Here is a 25,270-nt window from a genome sequence, read left to right as displayed (position 1 = left end):
CCTTACCCATATCTTTCCAGTTCAAAGGAACTCTCGTCGCTCAATTCACATGAACCTCTATAGAAACGTAGTTTTATATCATCAAAACGTTCTATATAAGCATAAAAATTTTCAGGCAAATCTCTAAGAATGTGTATACCGCCACCATCAAGATGATAAATAATCTCTTTTAGAAAGCGTTCATAACAATATGTTACTTGTTCAGCTAGTTCACGGCTGAAAACCTTGTTCTGTACCAGACATTCTATGCTCTCATAGACCTGCCAGAATTGCTCTTTAGGAAAACGAGATTTTTCATACATGATATATGTAAAAGAATTTTCCTTGTCAGGATTAAAATTATCAGAAAGTATCTGCTTTGCTTCTTCAATATCCATCATTTAAAATACATATACAGGTCGCATTTAATCATGCCGTTGTAGAGCTTACGTTTCTTGTCTGCCTTTTTTCCAAAGAATTTTTCAAACTCTTCATGGGGCGAGATTATGTAGCAAGGTCTTTCCCTTGAGGGCTGTAATCTCTCACCGAGACGTTTGTACAGTTCTTCAGCATCACGTATCTCCAACAATCTTTCGCCATAGGGAGGATTGCAGAAAGTTATACACTGATCTGGCTGAACGAACTTTCTGATATCCTGCTGCTTGACTGTAAGCTTAGAACCGACTCCTGCCTTTTTGGCATTATCTCTTGTAAGCTCAACTGCAATATCATCGATATCAAAACCGAAAGCCTTGAAACTTCCCTGCTTATCGATCATGTCCATAGCTTCCGAACGAGCATTCTGCCAAACCTTTTCGGGAATCTGCTCCCACTTCTGTGCCGCAAAATTTCTGCGAATACCGGGAGCGACTTTAAGTGCCTTGTATGCTGATTCGATAAGGAATGTACCCGAACCACACATAGGATCGCACACTATTGAATCCGACCTCACTCTGCCAAGATCAATTATACCTGCGGCAAGAGTCTCCTTGATTGGTGCCGCATTGGAATTTCTGCGGTATCCGCGCTTGTGAAGACCTTCACCTGTGGTATCGAGGTACAGAGTAAACACATCTTTCATAAGCGAGAATTGCAGCTGATGTTTAGCACCTGTTTCCTCGAAGTATGAGATACCGTAGACTTTTTCAAGCCGCTTTACACAGGCTTTTTTTATTATCTTCTGACAATCGGGCACAGAATGCAGCTGAGAATCCAGTGAATATCCCTTTACCGGAAAAGCATCATACTTTCCAATGAAATCTTCAAGTGGGATATTCATAACTCCCTGAAAAAGCTCCTCAAAACTGCGGGCATTAAATGAAGCGAGTTCGATAAGCACTCTCTCACCTGTGGAGACCCACAGATTTGCTTTTGCGACGGTATTATAATCGCCGCTGAATGTGACCTTGCCGTCAGTAACGGTAAGGTTCTCCCCTCCTATCCTTTCGATCTCGAATTTCAAAGTCTTTTCAAGTCCAAAGTGACAAGGGATACATAGTCTTAAATTATTCATATTTGACCTTTCAAAATAAGACCTCCGTACTTTATGGTACGGAGGTCGATACCATCAACATAACGGTAAAATTTTTTAGTGGTAACAATAACCGGGAACATTTGATGCCTTGAAATAGCCTACCTGTTGACTTCCGCAGCGATCGGTAGCTATAAGTCCCGTACTTGTACAGAAGTTCAGCTTAACTACAGTATCGGGCATCGGGAAACAGCCTTCTTCATCAAAACTCTTGTGTGGTTCCGATTCAGCGATATCTCCGAAGATATTCTTCCAGATAGCACCAATGTTCTGATAATCAGTTGACGAAACAGAACGAGGCTCACCATCCTCATTATTCTCATTATATCCTACCCAAATACCTGAAACATAGTCTGGTGTACATCCTACAAAATTAAGGTCACGCCATTTCTCCGAAGTACCTGTCTTACCAACAAGATCTGTCTTCTTCAGCTTAGCGTATCTACCTGTACCTTCTTTGTCGTTGATAACATACTGCATCATTCGATTCATTATATAAGCTGTACTGTCAGAAACAGCCTGCTTGTAACCATCAGTTTTCTCGTAAATTACTTTTCCAGCTGCATCTTCAATCTTATAAATATAACTTTTTTCGTACTTTTTGCCCCCGTTTCCGAAGATCATATATGCACCAACAAGCTCATCAAGATGAAGTCCATAACCGAAAGCGCCAACAGTAAGTGGAGCATAGTCATTATCTGTATCTAACAGATTAGTTATATCAAGCTTACTTTTCAGGAAATTATATGAATATGAGGGTGTAAGCTGATCGATCAGCTGCGCAGGCATGGTATTAAGAGATTTAAGCAACATCTGATATGTGTAGAAATTCTTATATGACCAGTTACCCTGAGAGGCATCAAATTCAGAATAGTTTACAGGCCAGTCTTTACCGTTTAGCTTGATAGGCTTATCGTTATATGACGATGTCATAGTGATAAGATCCTGATCCAGCGCAGGTGCATAAGAAGCAATTGGCTTTATACAAGAACCCGGAGATCTTGCACCGTTAACAGCCTGGTTCCAACCAAGTATCTCATCTTTCTCAGAACGAGAACCGCAGACAGCTTTAACATTACCTTTATAATCCATACAAACAAAGGCTGACCATAGGGTATCATCCGCAGGATCCATATACCATGTGGTGAAATTGCTTGCATCCTGCATTTTCTTTTCAATCTCATGTTGCATATCAATATCTACACAGGTATAGATAGTGAAACCACCGTTTGATATCAGTTCAGCTGCTTCATCAGTAGTAATGCCTCTCTCGGAAGCAATTCTCTGCCTTGCTTCCAGAATCGCTGCATCGAGATACCAGTCAGTCATACCCTGATCTTCAAGCTCACCATCGTAAATGGTCTCACTGGAATAATCAAAATTACCGGCGATCTCCAATGGCTCATTAAGAGCATCTTCATACTCCTGAGAATCGATAGCTCCAGCTTTATACATATGATCAAGACAATATTTTCGTCTAATATTATTATTTTTGATATTATCAATAGGGTTATTCGCAGATGGTGCATTATTCATTCCTGCAAGACAAGCTGCTTCAGCAAGATCAAGTTCGGAAATATCTTTACCGAAATAGAAATTTGCAGCAGACTGCACACCAATTATATCATATTTAGAGGTACCCTGCGGAACTACATTGAGATAAGCCTCGAGAATATCATCTTTAGTATAGGTCTTCTCAACGTTTATCGCACGAAATACCTCACGTATCTTACGTTCGATACCCTGAACGCCTGAAACAGCATCATCGCCAGTTAGATTCTTGATAGTCTGCTGAGTGATAGTAGAACCGCCTCGTCTTGCACGATTAGGCAGGAAAGCATTTACAAAAGCGGCAAAAGTACTCTTGAAGTCAACACCGTCATGGGCATAGAAACGCTCGTCCTCTGTATACACAAATGCGTCCTGTACAACCTGAGGTATCTGATCCAAATCGACCCACAGTTGGTGCTTGTATTCATTTCTCAAAGTATAATACAGCACATACTTATCCTGGGGTTCATCTGTCTCCTCATCATAATCGGGATTATCGTAGAGGAATCTTGTTATATTACTTTCAACGCTCTTTTCAAGCATGATATCAGTAGTAGTATCAGCAAAATTCAGAACGTAGATAGTAAGCACCGTGCCAAAGATAGACATAGTAATCACTATGATCAAAAAAATCGACAGGAGAAGCGTACCCATAGCTTTCAGTATATGAACAGCAGGGTGTGTTCCTCGTTTTCTATGTTTTGTTTTATTTCTTCTTTTTTGTTCCATAAAATAAGACCTTCCAATACTGACTGCGTTTCACCGCAAACATTATATATCAATTATATTATACCATATTTCACAGAATAATGCAAGACTGTTGATTACAAAATATGTAGCGGCAAACAAACAAAAACCGTACAATATACTTATTTAACTCACTTACAGTAATATTAATAACCGGTTCAGCTCTTTATTTTTCACAAAAAAATGGGGACGATGACCGTCCCCATTAAATTAATGCTGATTATTCAGCGTCGGTCTCCTCAGTTTCCTCATCATCAAGCAGAGCTCTTCTGGAGAGGCTGATTCTCTTCTTATCAGCATCTATCTCAGTTATGCGGCAGTCAACAACATCGCCGACAGCAAGGATATCAGCAACGTTATTTACTCTCTGATTAGCGATCTGAGAGATGTGGATAAGACCATCGATACCATCAATGATCTGTGCGAATGCACCGAAAGAGGTTATGGAAACGATAGTTGCCTTAACGTCCTGACCTACCTCGTAGTTGTTAACAAAGATCTCCCAAGGATTCTCGGAATCCTTCTTATATGTAAGGGATACCTTCTTTGTCTCAGGATCGATATCCTTGATCTTAACTGTAACCTTGTCACCGATAGATACAACATCGGAAGGATGCTTGATCCTGTTCCAGCTGAGGTCAGCTCTTCTAACCAGACCATCAACGCCGCCCAGATCAACGAATACGCCGTAATCTGTGATAGACTTAACAACGCCTTCCATCTCAGCGCCTACAACAGCAGTATCGAAGAACTTGGACTGTGCAGCAGCCTTTTCTTCTCTTGCTACAGCTCTTACAGAGCCGACAGCTCTCTGCTTAACGTCATTTACTTCAAGGATCTTGAACTTAACAGTCTGCTTGAGCAGATCGTTGAGATCGAAATCTCTTCTGGGAGCAGCCTGAGAAGCAGGAACGAATACCTTTACGCCGTCAGCGGAAACAAGTACGCCGCCCTTGACTACGTTGGTAACGATACCTTCAAGGATCTCACCGCTCTCAGCAGCATCCTTGATTTTCTGGAAGCTCTTGTCTGCGTCAACTCTCTTCTTGGAGAGCATTACAGTACCATCTGTATCACTTGTCTTGATAACGATCAGCTCAATGGTATCGCCAACGCTTACGATATCTGCAGGCTTCTTGCCGGGGTCATCTGTAAGCTCGCTCAGTGCAACATAGCCTGTGTGCTTGGTTCCGATGTCAACGATGACTTCGGTTTCGTTCACAGATTCGACAGTGCCTTCTACCTTCGCTCCCGGATATATTTTTTTGAGGGTCTTATCGATCGCCTCCAGATTAAATTCTTCGTCAACAGTATTGTCAACATTGTTCAGCAGTTCACTCATAGTGTCCTGTACCTCCTTTATAATATAGCCGGGTGTCGAAGCACCGGCAGAGATCCCGATAAATTTTGCATTGGTCAGGTCAAGACCGCATTTTCGCAGATCATCGGCATTCTCTACGAGAACACATTTGCAGTGCTGTTCGCAGATAGCCTTCAGCTTATGCGTATTAGAACTGTGTTTTCCGCCCGCTATCACCATAATATCCGCTTTTTTTGCCAATTCTTCAGCCTCATTCTGGCGGATATTGGTGGCATTGCATATCGTTTCACATATCTCCGCATGGGGGAGATATTTTTTGAAAAGCGGTACACATTCTTTCCACATATTCTTATTATACGTCGTTTGAGCTAAAATTGCAACCTTTTTTGACAAAAAATCTTTAATTTTCACCAAATTTTCAAATTCGCCACAATTTTCAAACACATAACATTCGCCAAGACAGTGTCCCATTATCCCTTTCACCTCAGGATGAGTGGCATCACCTGCTATCAGTATCACGTGACCCGCAGCAGATTTCTCACGAGCGATATTATGTATCTTTGCAACAAAGGGACAAGTTGCATCAACGATCTCAGCGTCAAGCTCTTTGAGCTTATCATAAACATCACTGCCTACGCCGTGAGAACGTATAACAACTGTCTGACCATTTCTGACCTCATCGAGCTCTACAGGATATACCCCTCTCGCTTTAAGGTCATCAACGACGTTCTGATTGTGAATGATCGGACCTAACGTTACAATATTATTTCGGTTATCTAATTCATTATACACCATTTTTATCGCTCTGTCTACACCAAAACAAAAACCTGCACTTTTAGCAACAGAAATTTTACATTTAGTTAACATTATTCATTCACCAAATCAGTAATATCTTCCATAACTTTATTTTTTAACACCCTCAGCGACTTGCTGTCTGTATTCTCAGCACCGATCTCAGAAGGAATGATAGGTTTTCCGTAACGTACGATCACTTTCTTACGGAATTTCAGCTTGCCTTCAAAAGTAATACCAACAGGGATTATTTTAGTCTGTGCAACAGCAGCGATAAGCGCTACTCCTGTTTTTCCCTTGCCGACTTTACCGTCACGGGAACGGGTCCCTTCTGGGAAAATAGCGAGATTTCTGCCGGCTTCAAGCTTTTCTATAGATGTGTCTATAACACCTGTATCACCTTTTCCCCTTGCAACAGGGAAAGCTCCAAGCTTGGTTATGAGCCATTTAAATGCTCTATTTCCCTGAAAAAGTTCTTCCTTTGCCATATAGGAAAGGGGTACTCTGGCATGAAGCGCAATGAAAACAGGATCCTGATAACTGCGGTGATTGGAAGCGAAAATATTTCCGCCGTCCTTAGGAACATTCTCTACGCCCTCCCACTTTATATCGTAATAAATATGGTAAATGCCAATGGTTACCCATCGAAGAAGACCGTAAATAAACACTCTCAGCGGATTGACCTTGTTGGTCTTTGTTATAGGACGTATCTCCATAAGAGGTTTTGCTGCGCGTTCTTTCTTTTCACTCACGCGAGTATCATTTTTTTTTTCGCCGATCCTCTCGTTGATAACACGGCATATCTCATCTATCGACTGCTGAAGATCAAGCTCGGTGGTATTGACCTCAATTGCATCATCAGCTTTTTTGAGAGGTGCGGTCTCGCGGTGAGTATCGTTATAATCGCGCTGTTCAATATCACACAGAACTTCCTCATATGTCGATGGATCGCCTTTTTCCTGCAGTTCCTTGAAACGTCGATTAGCCCTTTCTTCAGCAGAAGCAGTGAGGAATATTTTGACATCCGCATTAGGCAGAACTACCGTCCCGATATCTCTGCCATCCATGATAATGTCATTTTCCTTAGCCATAGTCTGCTGGAGATCAAAAAGGAACGTCCTGACCTCGGGGATAGCAGATGTTTTTGATGCCGCCATGGATATCTCGGGAGTTCTTATCTTATCCGATACATCTTCACCGTTAAGTATAACGTGCTGGGCACCGCCCTTATATTCGAGTTTTATAGCGATTTCATTAAGTTTTCCAATGATCGCAGAAGTATCATCAAGATCGGTTCCACTTGATACCATATAGCAAGCAACCGCGCGGTACATAGCTCCTGTATCAACGTAGACATACTGCATTTTCGCGGCAACAGCTTTTGCGATCGTTGATTTTCCGGCACCCGAAGGTCCGTCAAGTGCAATATTTATTCCCATATATTTACAACTCCTTTATTAATTTTGTTCAGCCATAATGAAGCCGAAACAGGGATCTATTTATTCTTCCGTATACTCCACAGCCTGTGCACAGGCGTATGCGGTAGACCAGGCTATCTGCAAATTAAATCCGCCTGTGTATGCATCAAGATCGAGTATTTCTCCGATGAAATATAAGTTCTTACAAAGCTTTGACTGCATAGTTTTCGGATCGATCTCAGACAGTTCAACACCTCCGCGGGTGATTATCGCTTCATCTATCGGACGCAGCCGTTTTACAATAAACGTCAGCTTTTTTATGACTTCAACCAAAGAACGGCGTTCCTCTCGTGTTATCTGGTTTACACGCTTTTCCGAGGGTATGCCGCTTCTTGCAACAATGACAGGTATCATCTTAGCGGGCAGAAGTTTTCCTAGAGAATTGCCGAACTCGCGGTTTGGAAAATCGGAAAAATCCCTGAGGATACGTGCGTCCAGCTGTTCACTTGAAAGTGCGGGTTTAAGGTCGATACATATATGATATGTGTGCTTTTCAATATCCCTGATATGTGCGCTTGCCGAAAGCACAAGGGGTCCGGAAAGACCGAAGTGAGTAAAAAGCATCTCCCCTAGTTCTTCATAAAGCGGTTTGTTACTGTTATCCTCAAGCAGGGAAAGAGTGCAGTTTTTAAGGCTAAGCCCCATCATTTCAGCACATTCTTCGGCTTCTTCGGTAACTATCGGACAAAGTGACGGCGTTATAGGTGTTACGTGATGACCTGCTGATTTTGCAAGCTTATAACCAAAGCCATCAGAACCGGTTTTCGGATAGGAACGTCCTCCTGTGGCGATTATCACGCTTCCGCCTCGATATTCACTTTCGCCGCATCTAACCCCGACAGCACAGCCTTCCTCGATGATAAGAGAAGTCACTTCCCTGCTGACAAGTTCGACACCGCAGTCAAGGCAGTAATTTACCAGGGCATCGGCAATATCATGGGCGCTGTCGCTTACAGGAAAAACTCTGTTGCCGCGCTCGGTCTTCAGCGGGACACCAATTCCTTCAAAAAATGCCATTGTATCTTCTGCGGTAAAACGGCTGAGAGATGAATACATAAAGCGATTATTGCGCGGAATATTCTTCATTACGGTCTCAACATCACAATTATTGGTGACATTGCATCTGCCTTTTCCCGTTATGCGGAGTTTTCTGCCAAAACGTTCATTCTTCTCGATTATAACAGCGCTTTTGCCGAGCGTTGCAAGCTGACAACCACAGAAAAGCCCAGCCGCACCGCCGCCGACTATCACTGCATCATACGTCTTCGTTGGCATCGTTATTCTCCGTATTTTCAGTATTTTTAGCGTATACGTCAAAGTCTTCCCAGACCTTTTCCAGCTTGCCGAAAGTCTGAGTAACAAGATCTACATTCCTGATAGAAATTGCGGCGATAAGCGCATTTACAAGACTTAAAGGCGCAACTAACGAATCGGCAAATGAAGCCATGTCGCTTTTAGCAAGCAAAAGTGCATCAGCATAATCAGTAAGCGGAGAACTTGTAGAATCGGTTATTGCAATAACTTTAGCGCCGTTGGTCTTGGAGTATTTCAGCGCTTTTACGGTCTGATTTGAGTACCTGGGGAAAGATATACCTATCATAACATCGTCTTTGTCAATTCGCATTATACGCTCAAAAAGTTCGGAAGTTGTTGTGCTGGGAACCAGCTTTACGTGCGGGAACAGCAAGTTCAGATAATAGTTCAGAAAATAAGCCAGCGCCGCTGAGCTTCTTGTACCGATGATATATATGGTGTTCGCCGATGTTATAAGATCTACCGCATGGTTGAAATCATTCTTGTTAGTTTCATTCAGCGTTGCACGGATACGGTCGATATCCTGATTCAGCACCCGCTGTAACACATCCTCACCGTTCATCTGCTCGGAGCTTACCTCGATACGCTGAACTGCAGTCAGCTTGTTGCGCATAAGATCCTGAAGCTGTCTTTGAAGTTCGGGATAACCATCATATCCAAGTTCAGAAGCAAAGCGAACCACAGTTGATTCACTGACCCCCACTGTTTTGCCCAGTTTCTGCGCAGTCATAAAAGCAGCTTTGTCATACTGCGAGAGTATATAATTTGCAATAAGCTTGTGGCCTTTTGAGAGGCTTGGAAGCTTCACCTTTATGACCGAAAACAGATCTCTGTTCATATATATCACTCCATTTCAACGCATACCGATTTATCTGTATAATTGTATGCAATTTCAATCGGTAGACTTTTCCAACAGTCTTTTCTGCAATGCTGCGATCTCTGCACGTCTTTCTGACGTCGCTGTTCTGTCTATACTAAAACGACCATCATTGAAAAACAGAATATCTCCGCTTTTAACATTGATCGGAAGCTTTGTCAGATCAATATTTTTCATAACACCATCGCTATCTTCACAGACAGCAAATGCACCTTCGATCCTATCCACTGTGAATCTCATTTTTTATCCCTTTCACATTCAACTGTAAGTCCTTCGCCGTCAGAAATAAACACCACACTGCCATCACGGGCTGTGATATAGGTATTTCGAGCATACTTTGAAAGCCTTCTTACAGTCTCTTTGTTCGGATGACCATAATCATTGTTTTTTCCGCAGGAAATAACTGCATATTCGGGATCGACAACATCAAGAAAATCAGCTGACGAAGAAGTTGAACTTCCATGATGTGCTGCTTTCAAGACCTTTGCTTTTAGATCCACACCCTTTTTAAGCAGTGACTTCTCTTCTTCATTCTCGCAGTCACCCGTAAACAGGAAACTGTTTTTATCATGAACGACCTTGACTATCAGTGAATAATTATTCAGATTATCAGAATCCTCAATATCAGACGTGAATATCTGTACTTGACAGCACCCAAGCTGAAACGAAGTATCCTTTGGTGACATTACTGAAACTCCCCTGACATCAACGGCTTTCAACATATCCTCGTAGCATTTAGTAGTAGGCACATATGCATCCGGTATACGCGGCATCATAAAGCTGTCCACATCGAAAGTATACATTATCTCAGCCATTTCTCCGATATGATCGGAATGTGGGTGAGTCGCTATAAGTTTATCTATGTGATGTATCCCATGACGTATAAGGTAAGATTCGATTGCGTTGTCGTTATCACGCTCACCGCTGTCTATCAGCATAATCTGACCTTGTGATGCAACAAGTATGCAGTCACCCTGTCCCACATCGATGAAATGTACTTCAAGATCGGCGCGGGTGGCAGGACGATCGGCAAGTCCAAGCTTGACCATAATATCCTGAACGGATATTATTTCCATATAATGTAAAAGCCATAGAACTCCTGCAGCAAAAAGCAGGATTATAAGCAATATCAATCGAAGTCTTTGCTTTAGTGTAAGCCCACTTCCCTTCTTCGGGGGCGGACTGCTCTTTTTACCTTTTTTTTCAGCCATTTAAAACACCTTATCTTCTGGCACGCATTTCAAGCCATTCTTCTTCGGTAAGGTTGATCTTTCTGGGTTTTGCACCATCCTGAGGACCTATGATACCCATTTCCTCTATCTGATCCATGATGCGCGATGCTCTTGAAAAACCAAGTTTCAGCTTACGCTGTAAATACGAGGTCGAAGCATTTCCAGTGGTAACGATAACAGTTATAGCCTGATCGATCAAATCATCATCGGGATTGATGATAACATCCTCGGAATCACTGTTTCCGCCATTTTTCTTATCTTCCTTAGGCTTAGGCATATTCTCTTCGACTTCTGCCATGATATCAGCACTGTATTCCGCTGAATGTTCGCTTTTCAGGAACTCAACAACAGACTTTATCTCGGGAGTATCAGCAAAACCAGACTGTATACGGATAGGTGTTTTTACTCCAACAGGCTTGTACAGCAAGTCGCCGTTGCCCAGAAGTTTTTCAGCACCGCCCTGATCCATGATTACTCTTGAATCCACATTACTGGATACGCTTAGGGAAACTCTCGAGGGTATATTGGATTTTATAAGACCTGTGATAACGTCTTTTCTTGGAGACTGTGTAGCGATGACCATGTGTATTCCTGCCGCACGGGCAAGCTGACCCAGCCTGATAACTGAATCCTCTACCTCACTGCCAGCAGCCATCATAAGATCGGCAAACTCATCGATAACTATGAGTATCTGCGGCATGAGCTTCATTTTAGCAAACATAGGATCGATCTCATCAACTGGCTTTGAATGTTCAGCTGTGAGCATCTCATTGAATTCTTCAAGATTCTTGACGTTATTAGCCTCGAACATCTTATAGCGCTTGTTCATCTCGTTAACTGCCCAGCCCAGTGCACCTGCCGCTTTCAGCGGGTCGGTGACAACAGGTATAAGCAGGTGAGGTATCCTGTCATACAGCTTGAATTCGACCATTTTGGGGTCGATAAGTATAAGCTTTACTTCCTCGGGAGAAGCATGATACAGCACGCTCATGATTATGGAGTTCGTGAATACCGATTTACCTGAACCGGTAGTTCCCGCAACAAGAAGATGAGGCATTTTTGCAATATTGCCTACAACTATCTTGCCCTCGATATCCTTGCCGACAGCAAAGGTCAGCTTGCCCTTAGCGTTGCGGTACTCATCACTGTCGATAAGTTCACGTAGAGAAACAGGATCTCGAACGTCATTAGGGACTTCGATACCAACGCATGGCTTTCCGGGAACAGGCGCTTCGATACGGATACTCAGTGCCGCAAGATTAAGTGCGATATCATCAGCAAGGCTGAGTATCTTGGCGACCTTGACACCTGCGGCAGGCTGGAGTTCATATCTTGTAACAGAAGGACCTCTGAAAATACCTGTTATACGCGTTTTTACACCGTAGACTTCAAGGGTCTCCACCAACTTACGTGATTTCTCCTGTATCTCGGCTTCGATAACAGCCTTGTCAATCTTCTTTTTGGGGTATTTGAGAACATCAACAGGCGGATTGACGTATACGGGGATCTTCTCATCCTCTTCAAACATTGTAGTCTGACCCTTGCTGTTGATATTTACGACCTTTGGTCGCTCCTGTTCTTCCGTTTCATCGGAAGCAACAGGTATCTTTCTGTTAACTGCGGCCTGGATGATCTTTTTGAGTTCTTCCCTGTCTTCACTGTCATCAGGAGTTTCTTCTTCAATTATCTCCACAGATACTTCCTCTGCCTTGGAAAGATCCCGCTTTCTCCTTGAATGTTTGGTATCATCGACGATAGTCTCACCATTATCAATGATCTCCTCGACTTCATGTTCTGCCACTGTATCATCATCGGTAACAAATTTAGCAAAGTCAACACGCTGTTTTCTGCGGGCAGACGGGTCTTCCATAGCAACGGGCACGGGAAGTTCGGGTCTGCGTCCTGATATTTCACGCTCTGCATGATTACCGTCACCTAGCTGACCTTCACGCTCTTGTCTGGCAACTATACGTTCAACTCTGTCATTGCGAACAGCTTCAACCGATGCTACAAAAGGCCTTGAAAGCAACCTGAACAACTGCGGCAGAGTAAGATCGGTGAGCAACAGTATGAAAGTAAAAGTAATCAGCAGGATAATAATGGAAGCTCCAAGCCTTTTGAAAGCCGCAAGAAGCGGCCAGCCAAGCACAGCGCTGGCAAGTCCGCCGCCGCGGAGATCAACGCCGTCATCGTACAGACCTTTCAGCTTTTTTAAAAAACTTCCGCCCTGTACTGAACCGACCTGCAATATCTGGACCATACCACTGGAAAGCAGCATAAGCATACCGCCCTCGACGCACTTAGCCACTACGGTATTTTTCTTTGTATTCGACGCTATCATAAGCGCAACATATATCATCATCGGGGCAAACAAGAACACAGCCACACCGAAAAGTCCTCGGTTGAGATCATGCAATGCACGCCACAGACCGTCGCCGCGAATAAAGGTTATGAAAATTTCCAGCACACCTGTAAAAAAAAGTATGTATGACCAGAAGCGCCTGTATTCTCTTTCTCTGGCAGCATTAAGTGCATCCTGCGCTGCCTTGCTTACTTTCGGTGAACTTTGAGACGTCTGTTTTTTTTGCACCGGTCTTCCGGTTGTTTTAGAACCCGAGGCATTTGCTGCCATTTAAACACTTTCCTTTCATCAAATATAGTGAATTATCTTATGCTTCAAAAAACCGCAAAAAGCCTGAATCACACAAGTGCTGAAATATCAGCCCCCGATATCAAGCTTCTTGGCAGATATGTAATTATCAGAAACTGATGGGATGACCCATGCAGAATTCGATGAATGCGATAACGAGTACGATGGTACCAAGGACAAAGGTGTAATAGGAGAACACCTTGAATTTATCGCTTTTCACCAGCCAGCTGACAAGTTTAATAGCAAGCACACCTACTATAGCTGCAACAACAAATCCGACTGCACAGTTTGCAATGCCGACCTTTTCAACCTCAACATTTGAGGTCATGACACCTTTTATATACTTAGCCACTTCAAGCAGACAGCTGAGAAGTATAACAGGTATTCCGAGAATGAAAGAATACTTTACCGAAGTCTCTCGTGAAAAACCCGAGAAAAGTCCTGCGGAGATAGTAGAACCCGATCTGGAAACACCCGGCAGAAGTGCAACGCCCTGGAACAGTCCGACAGTTACAGAGTCCTTAACTTTGATATCTCCGGCCTTCTTATTGCCCTTTGTGCATCTGTCAGACATAAAAAGGATAGCAGCTGTATAAAGAAAGCAAAGTCCTTCAGCAAAAATGGAATTATCCTCACCTATTGATTCAAACCAATCCTTGAAAACAGCAAAAGGTGCAAGGCACAGACACGATACTATAATCATAACGATCATACGGCGCTGAGGGTTCATGTCTTTAAGGGTGAACTTCCATTTAAAGATATCAGAGCAGATATTTCCAAGCTCTTTGATGAGCTCTATGATATCTTTTCTGAAAGCTATGAACACAGCGACCAGCGTACCCAGATGCAGTACTGCCGAAAATAAAAGCGCACCCTCGCCGTTATTGCCAGTAAAATGCTGATACAGCGAAAGATGTCCTGAACTGGAAACAGGCAGAAATTCTGTCAAACCCTGGATTATACCCTGTACAACTGCGTCAAATAAACTCATTTTGTCCTCCATATTTAACTCGCCGCTGATACGGCTTATTTTCTATATGCAGGTATGTCGCCTATGTTGTCATATGATACAACATAAACAGCTAAAACTGTCATTCCGAAAAAACCTGCACATAATATAATAGCACAATAAAAGGTACTTGTCAATGCTTATCACGCCCAAAACAGAAAATTTTGCAGGAAAAACTGCATTTTCCTGCAAAATCATTCATCATTTTTCGTATTCTACTGAAAGTACCTGATCGACCCATTTTACAAGACTGACGAAACTTTCCTTATCAAGTATTGTGAAATACTTCTGCGGCTGCTGATCGCCGCTGCCCAAATGGTCTGTGAAACAGTAGCCATCGGCTGAGATCGTCATGGTGACAAGATCATCCGTTCCGTAACCGGTTTCTATCTGCACATAATCAAGCCCCGTATCCTTGCTTGGTGATTTAACAGGATCCGATTCGCCGAAGCTTTTGACAAGTTTATTCAGTTCAGAATAATCGTCATGGTCGAGGATATAACAGCTGCCGTATCCGTCTCCGACTTTCATTCTTACAAAGCCGTAAGCTCCGTTATATATAGTATAGTTATAGAAACGATCAAAGCAGATATAATATATCTCCTCACCTTTCTGCACACGGTAATATGCATTATAGGGACGAGAAGTATTTATCGACTGTGCTGAAACACTCTCGATCTTATCCCAGTCAACATAAGAAGAACCGTCGCCGACTTTCTTGTTATCATCTAGGATAAGATTATATACCTTATAATTTCCGTCATCTTCATCATCTGATGATGGTTTGTTTCTGGTTTCCTCTTCAATTCTGATATGATCAGATTTAAACTCGGGAGTTTCTGCAGGGCTGATGCTGCCGAATACGTTGAAAGAAAGATACTCCTCTGGAGCATTCAGTTCCTTGTCTCTTGAAAGCATAAGTATACTCGGGGTACACAAGCCTATAGTCGTATAGGTATCTGCTTTAAGGACCACTTTCCCGTTTTTATCAAGAAGCCCTTTATATTTGCCTTCGGAAAAAATATAGAAGATGTTCCCTATCTTATTTGAACATTCATATCCCTCAAAAGGCTGTTCAGTGACTTCACTTATAAACTCGGATAAAGCAAAGCTCACATAAACCGGACTGCTGAGTGAATCTGGCTGTTTTATTTCATTCAGGAACTCGGGAAATTTATAGTCTTTAAGTTCTACCTTATCCGCAACTGCCTTGGTTTCTTTAGCGGAAGAAGCAACGTCCGAACCGCTGCTGTCACCTTTTTTATCGGAACAGCCTACAAGCGGCATCAAAAGCGCTCCGACTAACAAAAGCGCTGAAAATCTGCATGGTCTCATTCATACTCTCCTTATGAAAAATGAAGCTTCACACAGCCTTGGCTGCACGAATTGCATGGAGCGGCATATATCTTTATCAGCCGTTCATTTTTTCACTAAATACTATTATAATATACCGAAGGGAATTTTGCAAGAGTTTTTTGAAAATTTTTTACCTAAAACAGACTCTAAAGCAAAAATTATTATGAAAATGTTAAATATTTCTCCAAGTGTTTACAAGGCAGGAATTATGTGCTATAATATATTGGTGTTGGTATGAGATGTTTTCACATAGCAGCACGCTAAATCATTAATTTACATGATCCCGCTTAACAGCAAGGAGGAAATTTACAAATGGTAAGAGCAATTGTTGGCGCAAACTGGGGCGACGAAGGCAAGGGCAAGCTCACGGACATGATGGCGCAGGAATCTGATATCGTTATAAGATTTCAGGGCGGCGCAAATGCAGGTCATACCATACATAATCACTATGGCAGGTTTGCACTTCACACTCTCCCGTCAGGCATATTTTACGATCACACCACTAACATCATCGGCAACGGTGTAGCTTTTGATATCCCCAAGTTTTTCAAGGAACTGAATGAAGTTACATCTCAGGGCGTACCTATGCCCAAGCTGCTGATATCCGACAGAGTGCAGATGATAATGCCTTACCACATTGATTTCGATAAATTTGAAGAAGAAAGACTGGGCAAGGCAAGCTTCGGTTCTACAAAGTCGGGTATTGCACCTTTCTATTCTGATAAGTATGCAAAGATCGGTTTCCAGGTTCAGGAACTCTTCGATGAAGAGGCTCTCAAGGAGAAGATACACAGAGTTCTGGAGCAGAAAAATATTCTGCTGAAATATATGTACAACAAGCCCGCCATCGATGAGAACGAACTGTTCAACACACTGATGGAATACAAGAAGATGGTAGAACCTTATGTATGTGATGTTTCTGCTTATCTGTGGAACGCTATCAAGGAAGGCAAAAACATTCTGCTTGAAGGTCAGCTGGGTTCACTGAAAGATCCCGACCACGGCATCTATCCTATGGTAACATCATCTTCTACACTGGCGGCTTACGGCGCTATCGGTGCCGGTATACCTCCTTATGAGATCAAGAAGATCGTAACTGTATGTAAGGCATATTCTTCCGCAGTTGGCGCAGGTGCATTTGTTTCCGAGATCTTCGGTGACGAGGCTGAGGAGCTGAGAAAGCGTGGCGGTGACAAGGGCGAGTATGGCGCAACAACAGGCAGACCCAGAAGAATGGGTTGGTTCGACTGTGTAGCTTCCAAGTACGGCTGCCGTATCCAGGGCACTACCGATGTAGCATTTACAGTTGTTGACGCGCTGGGCTATCTTGATAAGATACCTGTATGCGTAGGTTACGAGATAGACGGCAAGGTAACAACCGACTTCCCCACCACAGGCAAGCTTGAAAAGGCTAAGCCCGTTCTGGAAGTACTGGATGGCTGGAAGAGCGATATCGGCGGTATACGCAAGTATGAGGATCTTCCCGAGAACTGCCGCAAGTACATTGAGTTCGTCGAGGAGCAGATCGGCTTCCCCATCACAATGGTATCCAATGGTCCTAAGAGAGAGGATATCATCATGAGAGAATCCAAATTGAGCAAATAAGATTTCTGCGAGAGCTGACCGTTCAGGTCAGCTCTTTTTTTCTTAAGATTATCGTAAGTTTATTGACTTATCGGCTTAGCTGAGTTATAATATATCCCGATGGAATAAAGAAAAACATACCATCAGAAAGGTACTTATTTATGACAGATAACAACAAAACGAACCTCAAAGAAATATCATTAAAAAGAAAGATAATAACAAGCATCGCGATACTGCTGTTCGGTGTATTTATGGGTGCCGGATCGAAAGCACTTGATGAATCGGGGCTCAATGAACTGCCTTTGATAATGCAAAAATTGGATATCACCAACTTTCTTGGCAGATTCGCTATATGGATATTCATCGGAGCGTGTATATCGATTTACAGCAGTTCGGTAAAGAGAGCTGCACTGAACGTTTTTCTATTCTTCATCGGAATGGTTTCAAGCTATTATATCTACTGCGCATTTGTGGCAGGATTTTTCCCCTTGAACTATGCGCTGGTATGGTTTGGAATAACTTTCGTATCTCCTTTGATGGGTGCTGTATGCCACCGTGCAAAAGGCGAAGGTAAAACATCGATAGGAATTTCAGGATTAATAATCGCTGCAATATTATCCCAGACCGTACTGTTTTTCCAAGGTATAAGAGTTACACACTTAACAGAAGTGATAGTGCTTATCGCCACACTTTTTATACTAAGGAGAAAACCTAAAGAGTTCGCAGCAGAGATCGGTCTTTCAATCCCTGTAGCATTACTTATCCAGCTTGTACTCCCCTACTGGGGCTGACACAGATGAAAAAGCTGTCCCGCGGACATGATCCTGCGGAACAGCTTTAATTATTTTTTGTTATACCATTTTCTGAGAGTTTTCTCCGCCAGCTTGCCGTATACGATGAAATCGCGGTTCTCTTTAGCTTTGTCTTCGGGAGGGATAACAGCTTTCCAGTCCCACCAGAAATATCCGCAGAACCATGGCTTATCCCAAGTGGCTTCCATCGCACTTTCATAAAAATCAGACTGTTCCTGTTCATCCGTCGGCTTTTCGGGACGGTCATGGAAATCCCATGGATAAGCTGAACAGCCCTGTTCACTGCGAACACCTATCTCCGCAAACATAATTGGTTTGCCGTACTTTTCATGGCATTTTTCAAGTCGTGAAACAACATCTGCCCAGCGTTCTCGCATGAAATCGATGCTCCTATTTATGCCATCAGTCACAGGGTAATAAGCGCTGATGCCGATTACATCGACCGCATCAAGCCAGTCAAATCGGAACTCATCACCGTGATTGATATTATGCATTATTATCCCATGATAGACATTTCTTGCGCGGCTTATCATGTCACGGCAAAAACCGCTTTGCTTATCCATACCGGCCATCTCACAGCCTGTGCAAAGCATTTCACAGCCCAGCTTTTCAGCCATTTTTGCATAGTACAGCATAAATCTGTTATAGGAAATGAACCACTTTTCCCAATAATCACAGCCATCTTCGGTAGGGAAATCTATCCTAGCTCTCCATGAATGGTCAAGACAGTTGACCATAGGTTTCAGGCAGACTTTCAGCCCGAGAGATTTTGCAAGCTTTACTGCGTGCTCAATTTCAGTATCTGTCTGAGTCAAGCCGTAAAGCGAGAAAACTGTAGTGCTGTAAAATGTTTCCTGCCAGCCGTTGACAGTTATGCATATCCAGTCAAGCCCGTTTGAAGCTAGTCTTCTCATAGACTGTTCTGCAATATCGGTCAGCAATTCACCTTCCTTGCTGAAAAAGCCCCATGTATAGCCTTTGCAGAATAATTCTCTATCCATATGTCCCCCTTTTTCGTGTACTATTTCCTTTTGTAGACCTGTATCACAAATCCACAGTTGACGTTTATACTGTCAAGTGCTTTCAACCTTGATATGCCCTCTTCGGAGGTCTTATAAAAATATGGTGTCATCATGAAAAGATCAAAAATATCTTTCTGTGAAGAAAGTTCTGCCGTATACTCAAAAACTATTTCGTTATCCCTGACGAAGCGGTCAAGATGATAGTCATTGGGTTTATTTTCATAAGGCTTATCGTATACTGCCGCTTTAAGTTCAAACAAATGACGAGGTGACGGCGAAACTACTATCAGTTTTCCGCCTTTTTTCAGCACGCGGGCATATTCATCGTTGCACACAGGAGCAAAAACACTTATAACTGCATCTGCGGAATTATTGGCAAAAGGCAGATCAAAAGACGAAGCCACCGCAAACTCGCAGTTATTTACACTCGCCTGATGAACTCTCGTCATGCAGTGTGCCACTGCGTGTTTTGAGATATCAATGCCGTAGATATCTGCTTTTTCAAGCTTTGAAAGCTCGACAGTATAAAAGCCCTCACCACACCCGCTGTCGATGATGATCGGATTTTTGATCTCCTGAAGTTCAGCAGATGCGATCTCCCTTATTTTCTCGGCAAGGGGGCGATAATAGCCTTTATCAAGAAATTCCGTCCTCGCCTTTACCATATCGGCATTGTCGCCTGCGGTCTTCGGGTTGTGCTTCGCGGTGGTCAGCAGATTAACGTGCCCCTTGCGGGCAATATCAAAACTGTGACCGTTCACACATTTCCATGTATTTTCTATCTTATTGAGTTTTTTTCTACATACGGGACATATATACATTTTATCACCTGTTTATTCTGCTATATCCTTTGAAAGCTCATTATAAAATCTTTCCGTGAACTCATTCATCTCTTTGCAGAGTTCTTCCGTCTCTGGCAGATAGCATTTGTTTGCACCGAGGACGTTATGCTTCATGTAATCCAGTGTCTGCATAAGGGACTGACCGCGAACTGAGCCTGTTATCAGAATCTTTACGACTGTATAGGTCTTTCCGCCTTCAAGCACATGAGCATCATGGAGTATCTTCCCCTCAAGTGTCTCGGGTATATCGTTGCGCTGAGATTCCCACGATATAGTGACTATCTTTTCGATATCCTCATCGGAACAGCCATGTTCTTCGAGAAAATCCCGAACCCTCTGCTCATGAGAATATATGAAACCATGAAACGCAAGAGCAAGCCTCAGATGTTCTTCATTGACATCATAGCAGCCTGCACTTATGATCTTTTTCATCTGCCGTCTTACCAGTTCAATATGCCACATATCATGCATTATATCCTTATCTTTATAGTAAGGCCCAATGAATGTATCAAGTTCGACATCGCTTATCATAACCGTCCCCCCTAACATATTTTATATTATACACCATCAGCCTATGACTTGTCAACGACAAAAAAGGGGCTGTTGCAGCCCCAACAAAGAAAAAGACGCCTGACACACCAAAAAGGTAGTGCCGGGCGTCTCATTTTGTGGTATAATGTAATTGCAAATATAACATCAAACCAACGAAAGGATTGTACCACAAAAATGAGAAATTGTCAAGTGCGTCTTAACATGAATTATGAGATCTACATCGAAGAAAGCTCACCTGTCAGAGTATTGAGCAATGTTATAGATGAGATCTATCAAAAAGAAGAATACACGATAGTAAGCAAGTGGAATGGCGCCATACCCGAGGATATCATGATGAAGATACTCATCTACGGCTACATGAACGACTCTTTTTCAAGCCGTAAGATTGAACAGCTCTGCAAAAGGGATATCCATTTCATGTGGCTTCTCGATGGCTTTGGAGCTCCGGATCACAGCACTATCTCAAGATTTCGACAGAAAATGGGAGAACAGATTGAGCGTGTGTTTTACGCTGTTGTAAAGTATCTTTTGAATATGAAAGAGATAAGCGGTAAGAACCTGTTCATTGATGGCACCAAGATCGAAGCTAATGCAAACAGATATACATTCGTCTGGAAGAAGTCTGTATCCAAAAACGAACAGAAACTGCGAGCAAAACTGCCTGAGATACTTGATGAGATAAATTATGCTTATGGTGTGAGATTCCCCGAAAATACGCCAGTTTCGGATATGATCGGTACACTTTCTTCACTTATGATAAAATTTGGTATTGAACGAGTTTACGGAAAAGGACATCATAAATCATCATATCAGAAAGCACTTGAAAAGCTGGAAGGATATCGCGATAAAATGGCACAGTATGACTATTACAACAGCCTTTTTGACGGAAGGAACAGCTTTTCAAAGACAGATACCGATGCAACATTCATGCACATGAAGGAAGACCATATGAGAAACGGTCAGCTGAAACCCGGATACAACATACAGGCAGCAGTGGAAGGCGAGTATATTGTAGGTATAGACGTTTCAAGCGAACGGAGCGATGTAAATACGCTGATCCCGTTTCTGTCAAAGCTCAACGATCTGGAGCTGTTTGTATTGAAAAACATCATCTGTGATGCGGGTTATGAGAGCGAGGAGAACTATCTTTATCTCAGATCACATAACATGACCTCATACATAAAACCCGTAAATTATGAGCAGAGCAAAAAGCGGAATTATCGTACAAAATACGGCAGACCCGAGAATATGGAATACCACGAAATGGGCGATATTTTCGTATGCAAAGCCGGCAGGATACTTTGGAGAGTCGGGACTAAACACGAAAAAAGCAAGACGGGATTCGTTTCCGAAAAAGCTATGTACAGATGTGAAAGCTGCGAAGGTTGTCCCTACAAACAGAACTGTACAAAAGCAAAAGGAAACAAGACGCTGTCTATATCGCATAAGTTCAAAGAACTGAGAACAGAAAGCCTGGAAAATATAACGACCGAATTCGGAAAACAGCTCAGAATGAACCGAAGCATACAGGCTGAAGGCGTATTCGGAGTACTGAAACAGGATCATGGCTTCAGAAGATTCCTGTGCAGGGGGAAAAATAACATCAGAACTGAGTTCCTTTTGCTGGGACTTGCATACAACATAAAGAAGCTTTTTGCTAAGATCTCAGAAAACCGACTTGGAATTTCTCTTTTTGAACTGAAATCAGCATAAAACCAGCAGAACATTACACCCCCGAGTCCTCTTTTTTGAAGAGGGCTTGGGGGTGTGCGCACTGAAACAGCTTATTTCACCAGTAAATATGTTTTTTTACTCTGATGTTCGGATATGGTTAGAGGGTGCTGCGATTGCAACACCCCCCTTAGTTAACTCATATATATCGCATCAGCCCAGCACTATCTTGTGGAATACCTTCTTACCCTTCTTGATGATGACCTGCTCTGAGAGATCTACCATACCCTTGGGGTCAGTGAACTTCTCGCCGTTAACAGCAATACCATTCTGCTGAACAAGTCTTCTTGCCTCGCCGTTGGAAGGACAAAGGCCTGCCTTAACCAACAGATTCAGTATGCCTATCTGCTTGTTCTCATCAACATCATCAGCTGTGAGAGTAGTTGTAGGCATATCAGCACTGTCAGCTCCGCCGCCGAAAATTGCCTTTGCAGCTGCATCAGCCTTATTGGCTTCCTCTTCACCGTGTATCATCTTGGTCAGCTCATAAGCAAGCAGTTCCTTAGCCTTGTTGTATTCTGCACCCTCCATGTGCTGTTCCATCTCTTCTATCTCCTCGATAGGAACGAAAGTCAGCAGCTTCAGGCACTTGATTACATCAGCGTCATCAACGTTTCTCCAGTACTGGTAGAAATCATAAGGAGAAGTCTTTTCAGCATCAAGCCATACAGCACCCTTTTCGGTCTTGCCCATCTTCTTGCCCTCGGAATTGAGCAGCAGTGTGATGGTCATAGCGTAAGCGTCCTTACCAAGCTTCTTTCTGATAAGCTCGGTACCGCCAAGCATATTTGCCCACTGGTCATCGCCTCCGAACTGCATATTACAGCCGTAATCCTGGAACAGTCTGTAGAAGTCGTAAGACTGCATTATCATGTAGTTGAATTCAAGGAATGTCAGACCTCTCTCCATTCTCTGCTTGTAACACTCGAATGTCAGCATTTTGTTTACAGAGAAGCAAGCGCCTACCTCACGGAGTACGTCAACATAATTGAGGTTCAGCAGCCAGTCGCCGTTGTTTACCATCAGCGCCTTTCCATCGGAGAAGTCTATGAATCTGCTCATCTGCTTCTTGAAGCATTCACAGTTGTGCTGAATGGTCTCGGGAGTAAGCATCTTACGCATATCAGTCTTACCTGATGGGTCACCGATCATACCTGTACCGCCGCCTACCAGTGCGATAGGCTTGTTGCCTGCCATCTGGAGTCTCTTCATCAGGCACAGAGCCATGAAGTGACCAACGTGAAGGCTGTCAGCAGTGGGGTCAAAACCGATATAGAAAGTTGCCTTACCATTGTTGATAAGCTCTTCCAGCTCCTTTTCATCTGTCATCTGGGCAATGAGCCCTCTTCTTTTGAGTTCTTCAAAACAAGTCATTTTAATTTTCCTCCATTAATAAAATTTATATGCATTATTTTTACTTATGTTATTTACTGTAGAATTACGCCTCATTTACCAGCTTGCCTGTCATATGTTCGGGAACAAGCTCGTACATAAATGTACGGAAACCCGCCCTCTTGATCTCACTTTCGATGTAGCTTTCGTCATCTGTGAATTTATGGCTGAGTTTTCTACAGATGTCAATCATCTTAGCTTCGTCTTCCACGGGAACAAGCCTGCCGAAAACAATAACGCTTTTTATATTCAGAGCCCATTCGCCTTCTTTGCGATAGCCCTCATCGTAAACACAGTAGCTGACCTTTTCATGTCGCTTCACTGCATCGACCCTGTGACCAAACTTAGCACCGTGAAAATAAATATGTCCATCCTCTTCATAATAAAAATGATTTATGGGCATACCATATGGGTAGTCATCGTCACCAAGAACAGAAAGGACACCCCTTTTTTCAGATTTTAATACTGCTATACATTCTTCATCTGTAAGGGCTTGTTTCTTTCTCAGCATTTCTCTGAACATCAGACAGCCCTCTCTTTCACATAAACAATGACATCTGCGGTAGATATCATTTTTATCACAACCTTTCAGTGGGTATAGTCAGTCAAAAAAGCTAAGCTGACCGTCTTCATACCCTGCTTTATATGCGTTAATAATTGCTTTCATCTCATAAAGTATGCCGTACCTTGCGCATTCTTCTGTGAACACCTGCCAAAGTTTTTTAGCATTCGGTGACGGGCATTCATATCTGTTGCCGTATCTGCGAATATATTGATCTTTCAACCCCGGGAAGCTTTCGTTTAGCTTTTGGTAAAAATACTCCCTGTTGCCTGAGCGAAGCGTCATTCCGAAAGCAGGATATATGCACCGAACTCCGCATTCATGTGCTCTGCGAACTATCGTCCTTATGTTATCCTCAGTATCTTCGATAAAAGGCAGAACAGGCATCAATGTAATACCGGTGAACACTCCCTCATCGGATATCCTGGCAAGTGCATCAAACCTTTCGGAAGAGACAGCCACACGCGGTTCAACTAACCGCGAAAGCTTGTCATCTGCGGTGGTTATCGTCATTTTACATAGTACAGGTGAATGTTCAGCTATCTGCTTATACAGAGGGATATCCCTTGTTATCAGCGGAGATTTGGTTATCACCGTTATCCCGAAGCCGTAGGCATCTATAAGCATCAGCGATTTTACCGTGAGTCTTTCATCACGTTCAAAAGGGTTATATGGGTCGGACATCGAACCTGTACCGATAACGCCTGTCTTAACTTTCCTGCGAAGTTCATCACGGAGTATCATAAGCGCATTATCTTTGGCACGGACCTTGTCAAAATCCTCTATCTGATAACAATCACTTCGGCTGTCACAATATATGCAACCGTGACAGCAGCCGTGGTACAGGTTCATATTGTAATCATTGCCGAACCATGAGCTATCCTTGCACTTTTGCAGAATAGTCTTAGCTTTGATGTATTCCATATCTTACAAATA

General features: G+C 42.9%; 22 protein-coding genes. 4 read left to right on the top strand and 18 right to left on the bottom strand.

Going from position 1 to position 25,270, the window contains the following annotated elements; all coding sequences use genetic code 11:
• Positions 1-2: 2 nt before the first annotated feature.
• The 12 genes from N773_RS0103565 to N773_RS0103505 form a co-directional block, all read right to left on the bottom strand.
• On the bottom strand, positions 3-380 hold the full coding sequence (locus N773_RS0103565; protein WP_080678293.1) for a hypothetical protein: 378 nt from the start codon (positions 378-380) through the stop codon (positions 3-5).
• Positions 377-1,492, bottom strand: coding sequence for a THUMP domain-containing class I SAM-dependent RNA methyltransferase (locus N773_RS0103560; RefSeq protein ID WP_024856491.1), 1,116 nt, complete (start codon positions 1,490-1,492; stop codon positions 377-379). The genes N773_RS0103565 and N773_RS0103560 overlap by 4 nt, the downstream gene beginning before the upstream one ends.
• Positions 1,493-1,567: 75 nt before the next feature.
• Positions 1,568-3,679 (bottom strand): transglycosylase domain-containing protein, encoded by a 2,112-nt coding sequence (locus tag N773_RS0103555; protein WP_242840422.1) that lies wholly within the window; start codon positions 3,677-3,679, stop codon positions 1,568-1,570.
• A gap of 349 nt (positions 3,680-4,028) precedes the next feature.
• A complete protein-coding gene (locus tag N773_RS0103550; protein WP_024856489.1) occupies positions 4,029-5,996 on the bottom strand; it encodes a bifunctional 4-hydroxy-3-methylbut-2-enyl diphosphate reductase/30S ribosomal protein S1 in 1,968 nt (655 codons plus the stop codon).
• Positions 5,996-7,360, bottom strand: coding sequence for a (d)CMP kinase (gene cmk / locus N773_RS23385; RefSeq protein ID WP_024856488.1), 1,365 nt, complete (start codon positions 7,358-7,360; stop codon positions 5,996-5,998). The genes N773_RS0103550 and cmk overlap by 1 nt, the downstream gene beginning before the upstream one ends.
• A 60-nt stretch (positions 7,361-7,420) precedes the next feature.
• Entirely contained in the window at positions 7,421-8,674 is a 1,254-nt protein-coding gene (locus N773_RS0103540) for an NAD(P)/FAD-dependent oxidoreductase (protein WP_024856487.1), read from the bottom strand.
• Complete coding sequence (locus N773_RS0103535) at positions 8,655-9,551, bottom strand: MurR/RpiR family transcriptional regulator (protein ID WP_024856486.1); 897 nt, start codon at positions 9,549-9,551, stop codon at positions 8,655-8,657. The genes N773_RS0103540 and N773_RS0103535 overlap by 20 nt, the downstream gene beginning before the upstream one ends.
• A gap of 54 nt (positions 9,552-9,605) precedes the next feature.
• Positions 9,606-9,830: a DUF3006 domain-containing protein gene (locus N773_RS0103530; RefSeq protein ID WP_024856485.1), complete on the bottom strand. Its 225-nt coding sequence runs from the start codon at positions 9,828-9,830 to the stop codon at positions 9,606-9,608.
• Positions 9,827-10,801: a ComEC/Rec2 family competence protein gene (locus N773_RS0103525; RefSeq protein WP_051454251.1), complete on the bottom strand. Its 975-nt coding sequence runs from the start codon at positions 10,799-10,801 to the stop codon at positions 9,827-9,829. Before N773_RS0103525 ends, N773_RS0103530 begins: the two co-directional genes overlap by 4 nt.
• A gap of 10 nt (positions 10,802-10,811) precedes the next feature.
• The gene (locus tag N773_RS0103520) at positions 10,812-13,454 is read right to left on the bottom strand and encodes a DNA translocase FtsK (RefSeq protein ID WP_024856483.1); all 2,643 of its coding nucleotides are present in this window, start codon (positions 13,452-13,454) and stop codon (positions 10,812-10,814) included.
• A 127-nt stretch (positions 13,455-13,581) separates the two neighbouring features.
• On the bottom strand, positions 13,582-14,463 hold the full coding sequence (locus N773_RS0103510; protein WP_024856482.1) for an undecaprenyl-diphosphate phosphatase: 882 nt from the start codon (positions 14,461-14,463) through the stop codon (positions 13,582-13,584).
• Between the two features lie 219 nt (positions 14,464-14,682).
• Positions 14,683-15,816, bottom strand: a complete 1,134-nt coding sequence (locus N773_RS0103505; RefSeq protein ID WP_024856481.1) for a hypothetical protein — start codon at positions 15,814-15,816, stop codon at positions 14,683-14,685.
• Positions 15,817-15,829: 13 nt separating this feature from the next.
• Between N773_RS0103505 and N773_RS22505 the strand changes: the two genes are divergently transcribed.
• The 3 genes from N773_RS22505 (at position 15,830) to N773_RS0103495 (ending at position 18,212) form a co-directional block, all read left to right on the top strand.
• Positions 15,830-16,075 (top strand): hypothetical protein, encoded by a 246-nt coding sequence (locus N773_RS22505; protein ID WP_155267834.1) that lies wholly within the window; start codon positions 15,830-15,832, stop codon positions 16,073-16,075.
• A 74-nt stretch (positions 16,076-16,149) separates the two neighbouring features.
• Entirely contained in the window at positions 16,150-17,442 is a 1,293-nt protein-coding gene (locus N773_RS0103500; protein WP_024856480.1) for an adenylosuccinate synthase, read from the top strand.
• Positions 17,443-17,582: 140 nt separating this feature from the next.
• On the top strand, positions 17,583-18,212 hold the full coding sequence (locus tag N773_RS0103495) for a hypothetical protein (RefSeq protein WP_024856479.1): 630 nt from the start codon (positions 17,583-17,585) through the stop codon (positions 18,210-18,212).
• Between the two features lie 50 nt (positions 18,213-18,262).
• Here the strand turns inward: N773_RS0103495 and N773_RS0103490 are convergent, their stop codons facing one another.
• Genes N773_RS0103490 through N773_RS0103480 form a run of 3 tightly spaced genes read right to left on the bottom strand, consistent with a single transcriptional unit; the run spans position 18,263 to position 20,628 of the window.
• Positions 18,263-19,234 carry a glycoside hydrolase family 113 gene (locus N773_RS0103490; protein ID WP_024856478.1) on the bottom strand — a complete coding sequence of 324 codons (972 nt, stop codon included), beginning with the start codon at positions 19,232-19,234 and terminating at the stop codon, positions 18,263-18,265.
• Between the two features lie 20 nt (positions 19,235-19,254).
• Entirely contained in the window at positions 19,255-20,076 is an 822-nt protein-coding gene (locus N773_RS0103485) for a methyltransferase domain-containing protein (protein ID WP_024856477.1), read from the bottom strand.
• Positions 20,077-20,088: 12 nt separating this feature from the next.
• Complete coding sequence (locus tag N773_RS0103480) at positions 20,089-20,628, bottom strand: hypothetical protein (RefSeq protein WP_024856476.1); 540 nt, start codon at positions 20,626-20,628, stop codon at positions 20,089-20,091.
• 195 nt (positions 20,629-20,823) lie between these two features.
• Between N773_RS0103480 and N773_RS0103475 the strand changes: the two genes are divergently transcribed.
• Positions 20,824-22,362 carry an IS1182 family transposase gene (locus tag N773_RS0103475; RefSeq protein WP_043537764.1) on the top strand — a complete coding sequence of 513 codons (1,539 nt, stop codon included), beginning with the start codon at positions 20,824-20,826 and terminating at the stop codon, positions 22,360-22,362.
• 171 nt (positions 22,363-22,533) lie between these two features.
• Here N773_RS0103475 and tyrS read toward each other — a convergent pair whose 3' ends face one another.
• The 3 genes from tyrS to N773_RS0103460 all read right to left on the bottom strand — a co-directional run bounded on the left by tyrS (position 22,534) and on the right by N773_RS0103460 (position 25,258).
• Positions 22,534-23,754, bottom strand: a complete 1,221-nt coding sequence (gene tyrS / locus N773_RS0103470) for a tyrosine--tRNA ligase (RefSeq protein ID WP_024856474.1) — start codon at positions 23,752-23,754, stop codon at positions 22,534-22,536.
• A gap of 64 nt (positions 23,755-23,818) precedes the next feature.
• Positions 23,819-24,295 (bottom strand): pyridoxamine 5'-phosphate oxidase family protein, encoded by a 477-nt coding sequence (locus N773_RS0103465; RefSeq protein WP_024856473.1) that lies wholly within the window; start codon positions 24,293-24,295, stop codon positions 23,819-23,821.
• Positions 24,296-24,373: 78 nt separating this feature from the next.
• Entirely contained in the window at positions 24,374-25,258 is an 885-nt protein-coding gene (locus N773_RS0103460) for an SPL family radical SAM protein (protein WP_024856472.1), read from the bottom strand.
• Positions 25,259-25,270: the final 12 nt, after the last annotated feature.

The organism is Ruminococcus albus AD2013, assembly GCF_000526775.1.
Lineage (GTDB): Bacteria > Bacillota > Clostridia > Oscillospirales > Ruminococcaceae > Hominimerdicola > Hominimerdicola alba_A.
The sequence above is the reverse complement of the archived record's forward strand: the minus strand, read 5'-3'. Positions and strand labels throughout refer to the sequence as shown.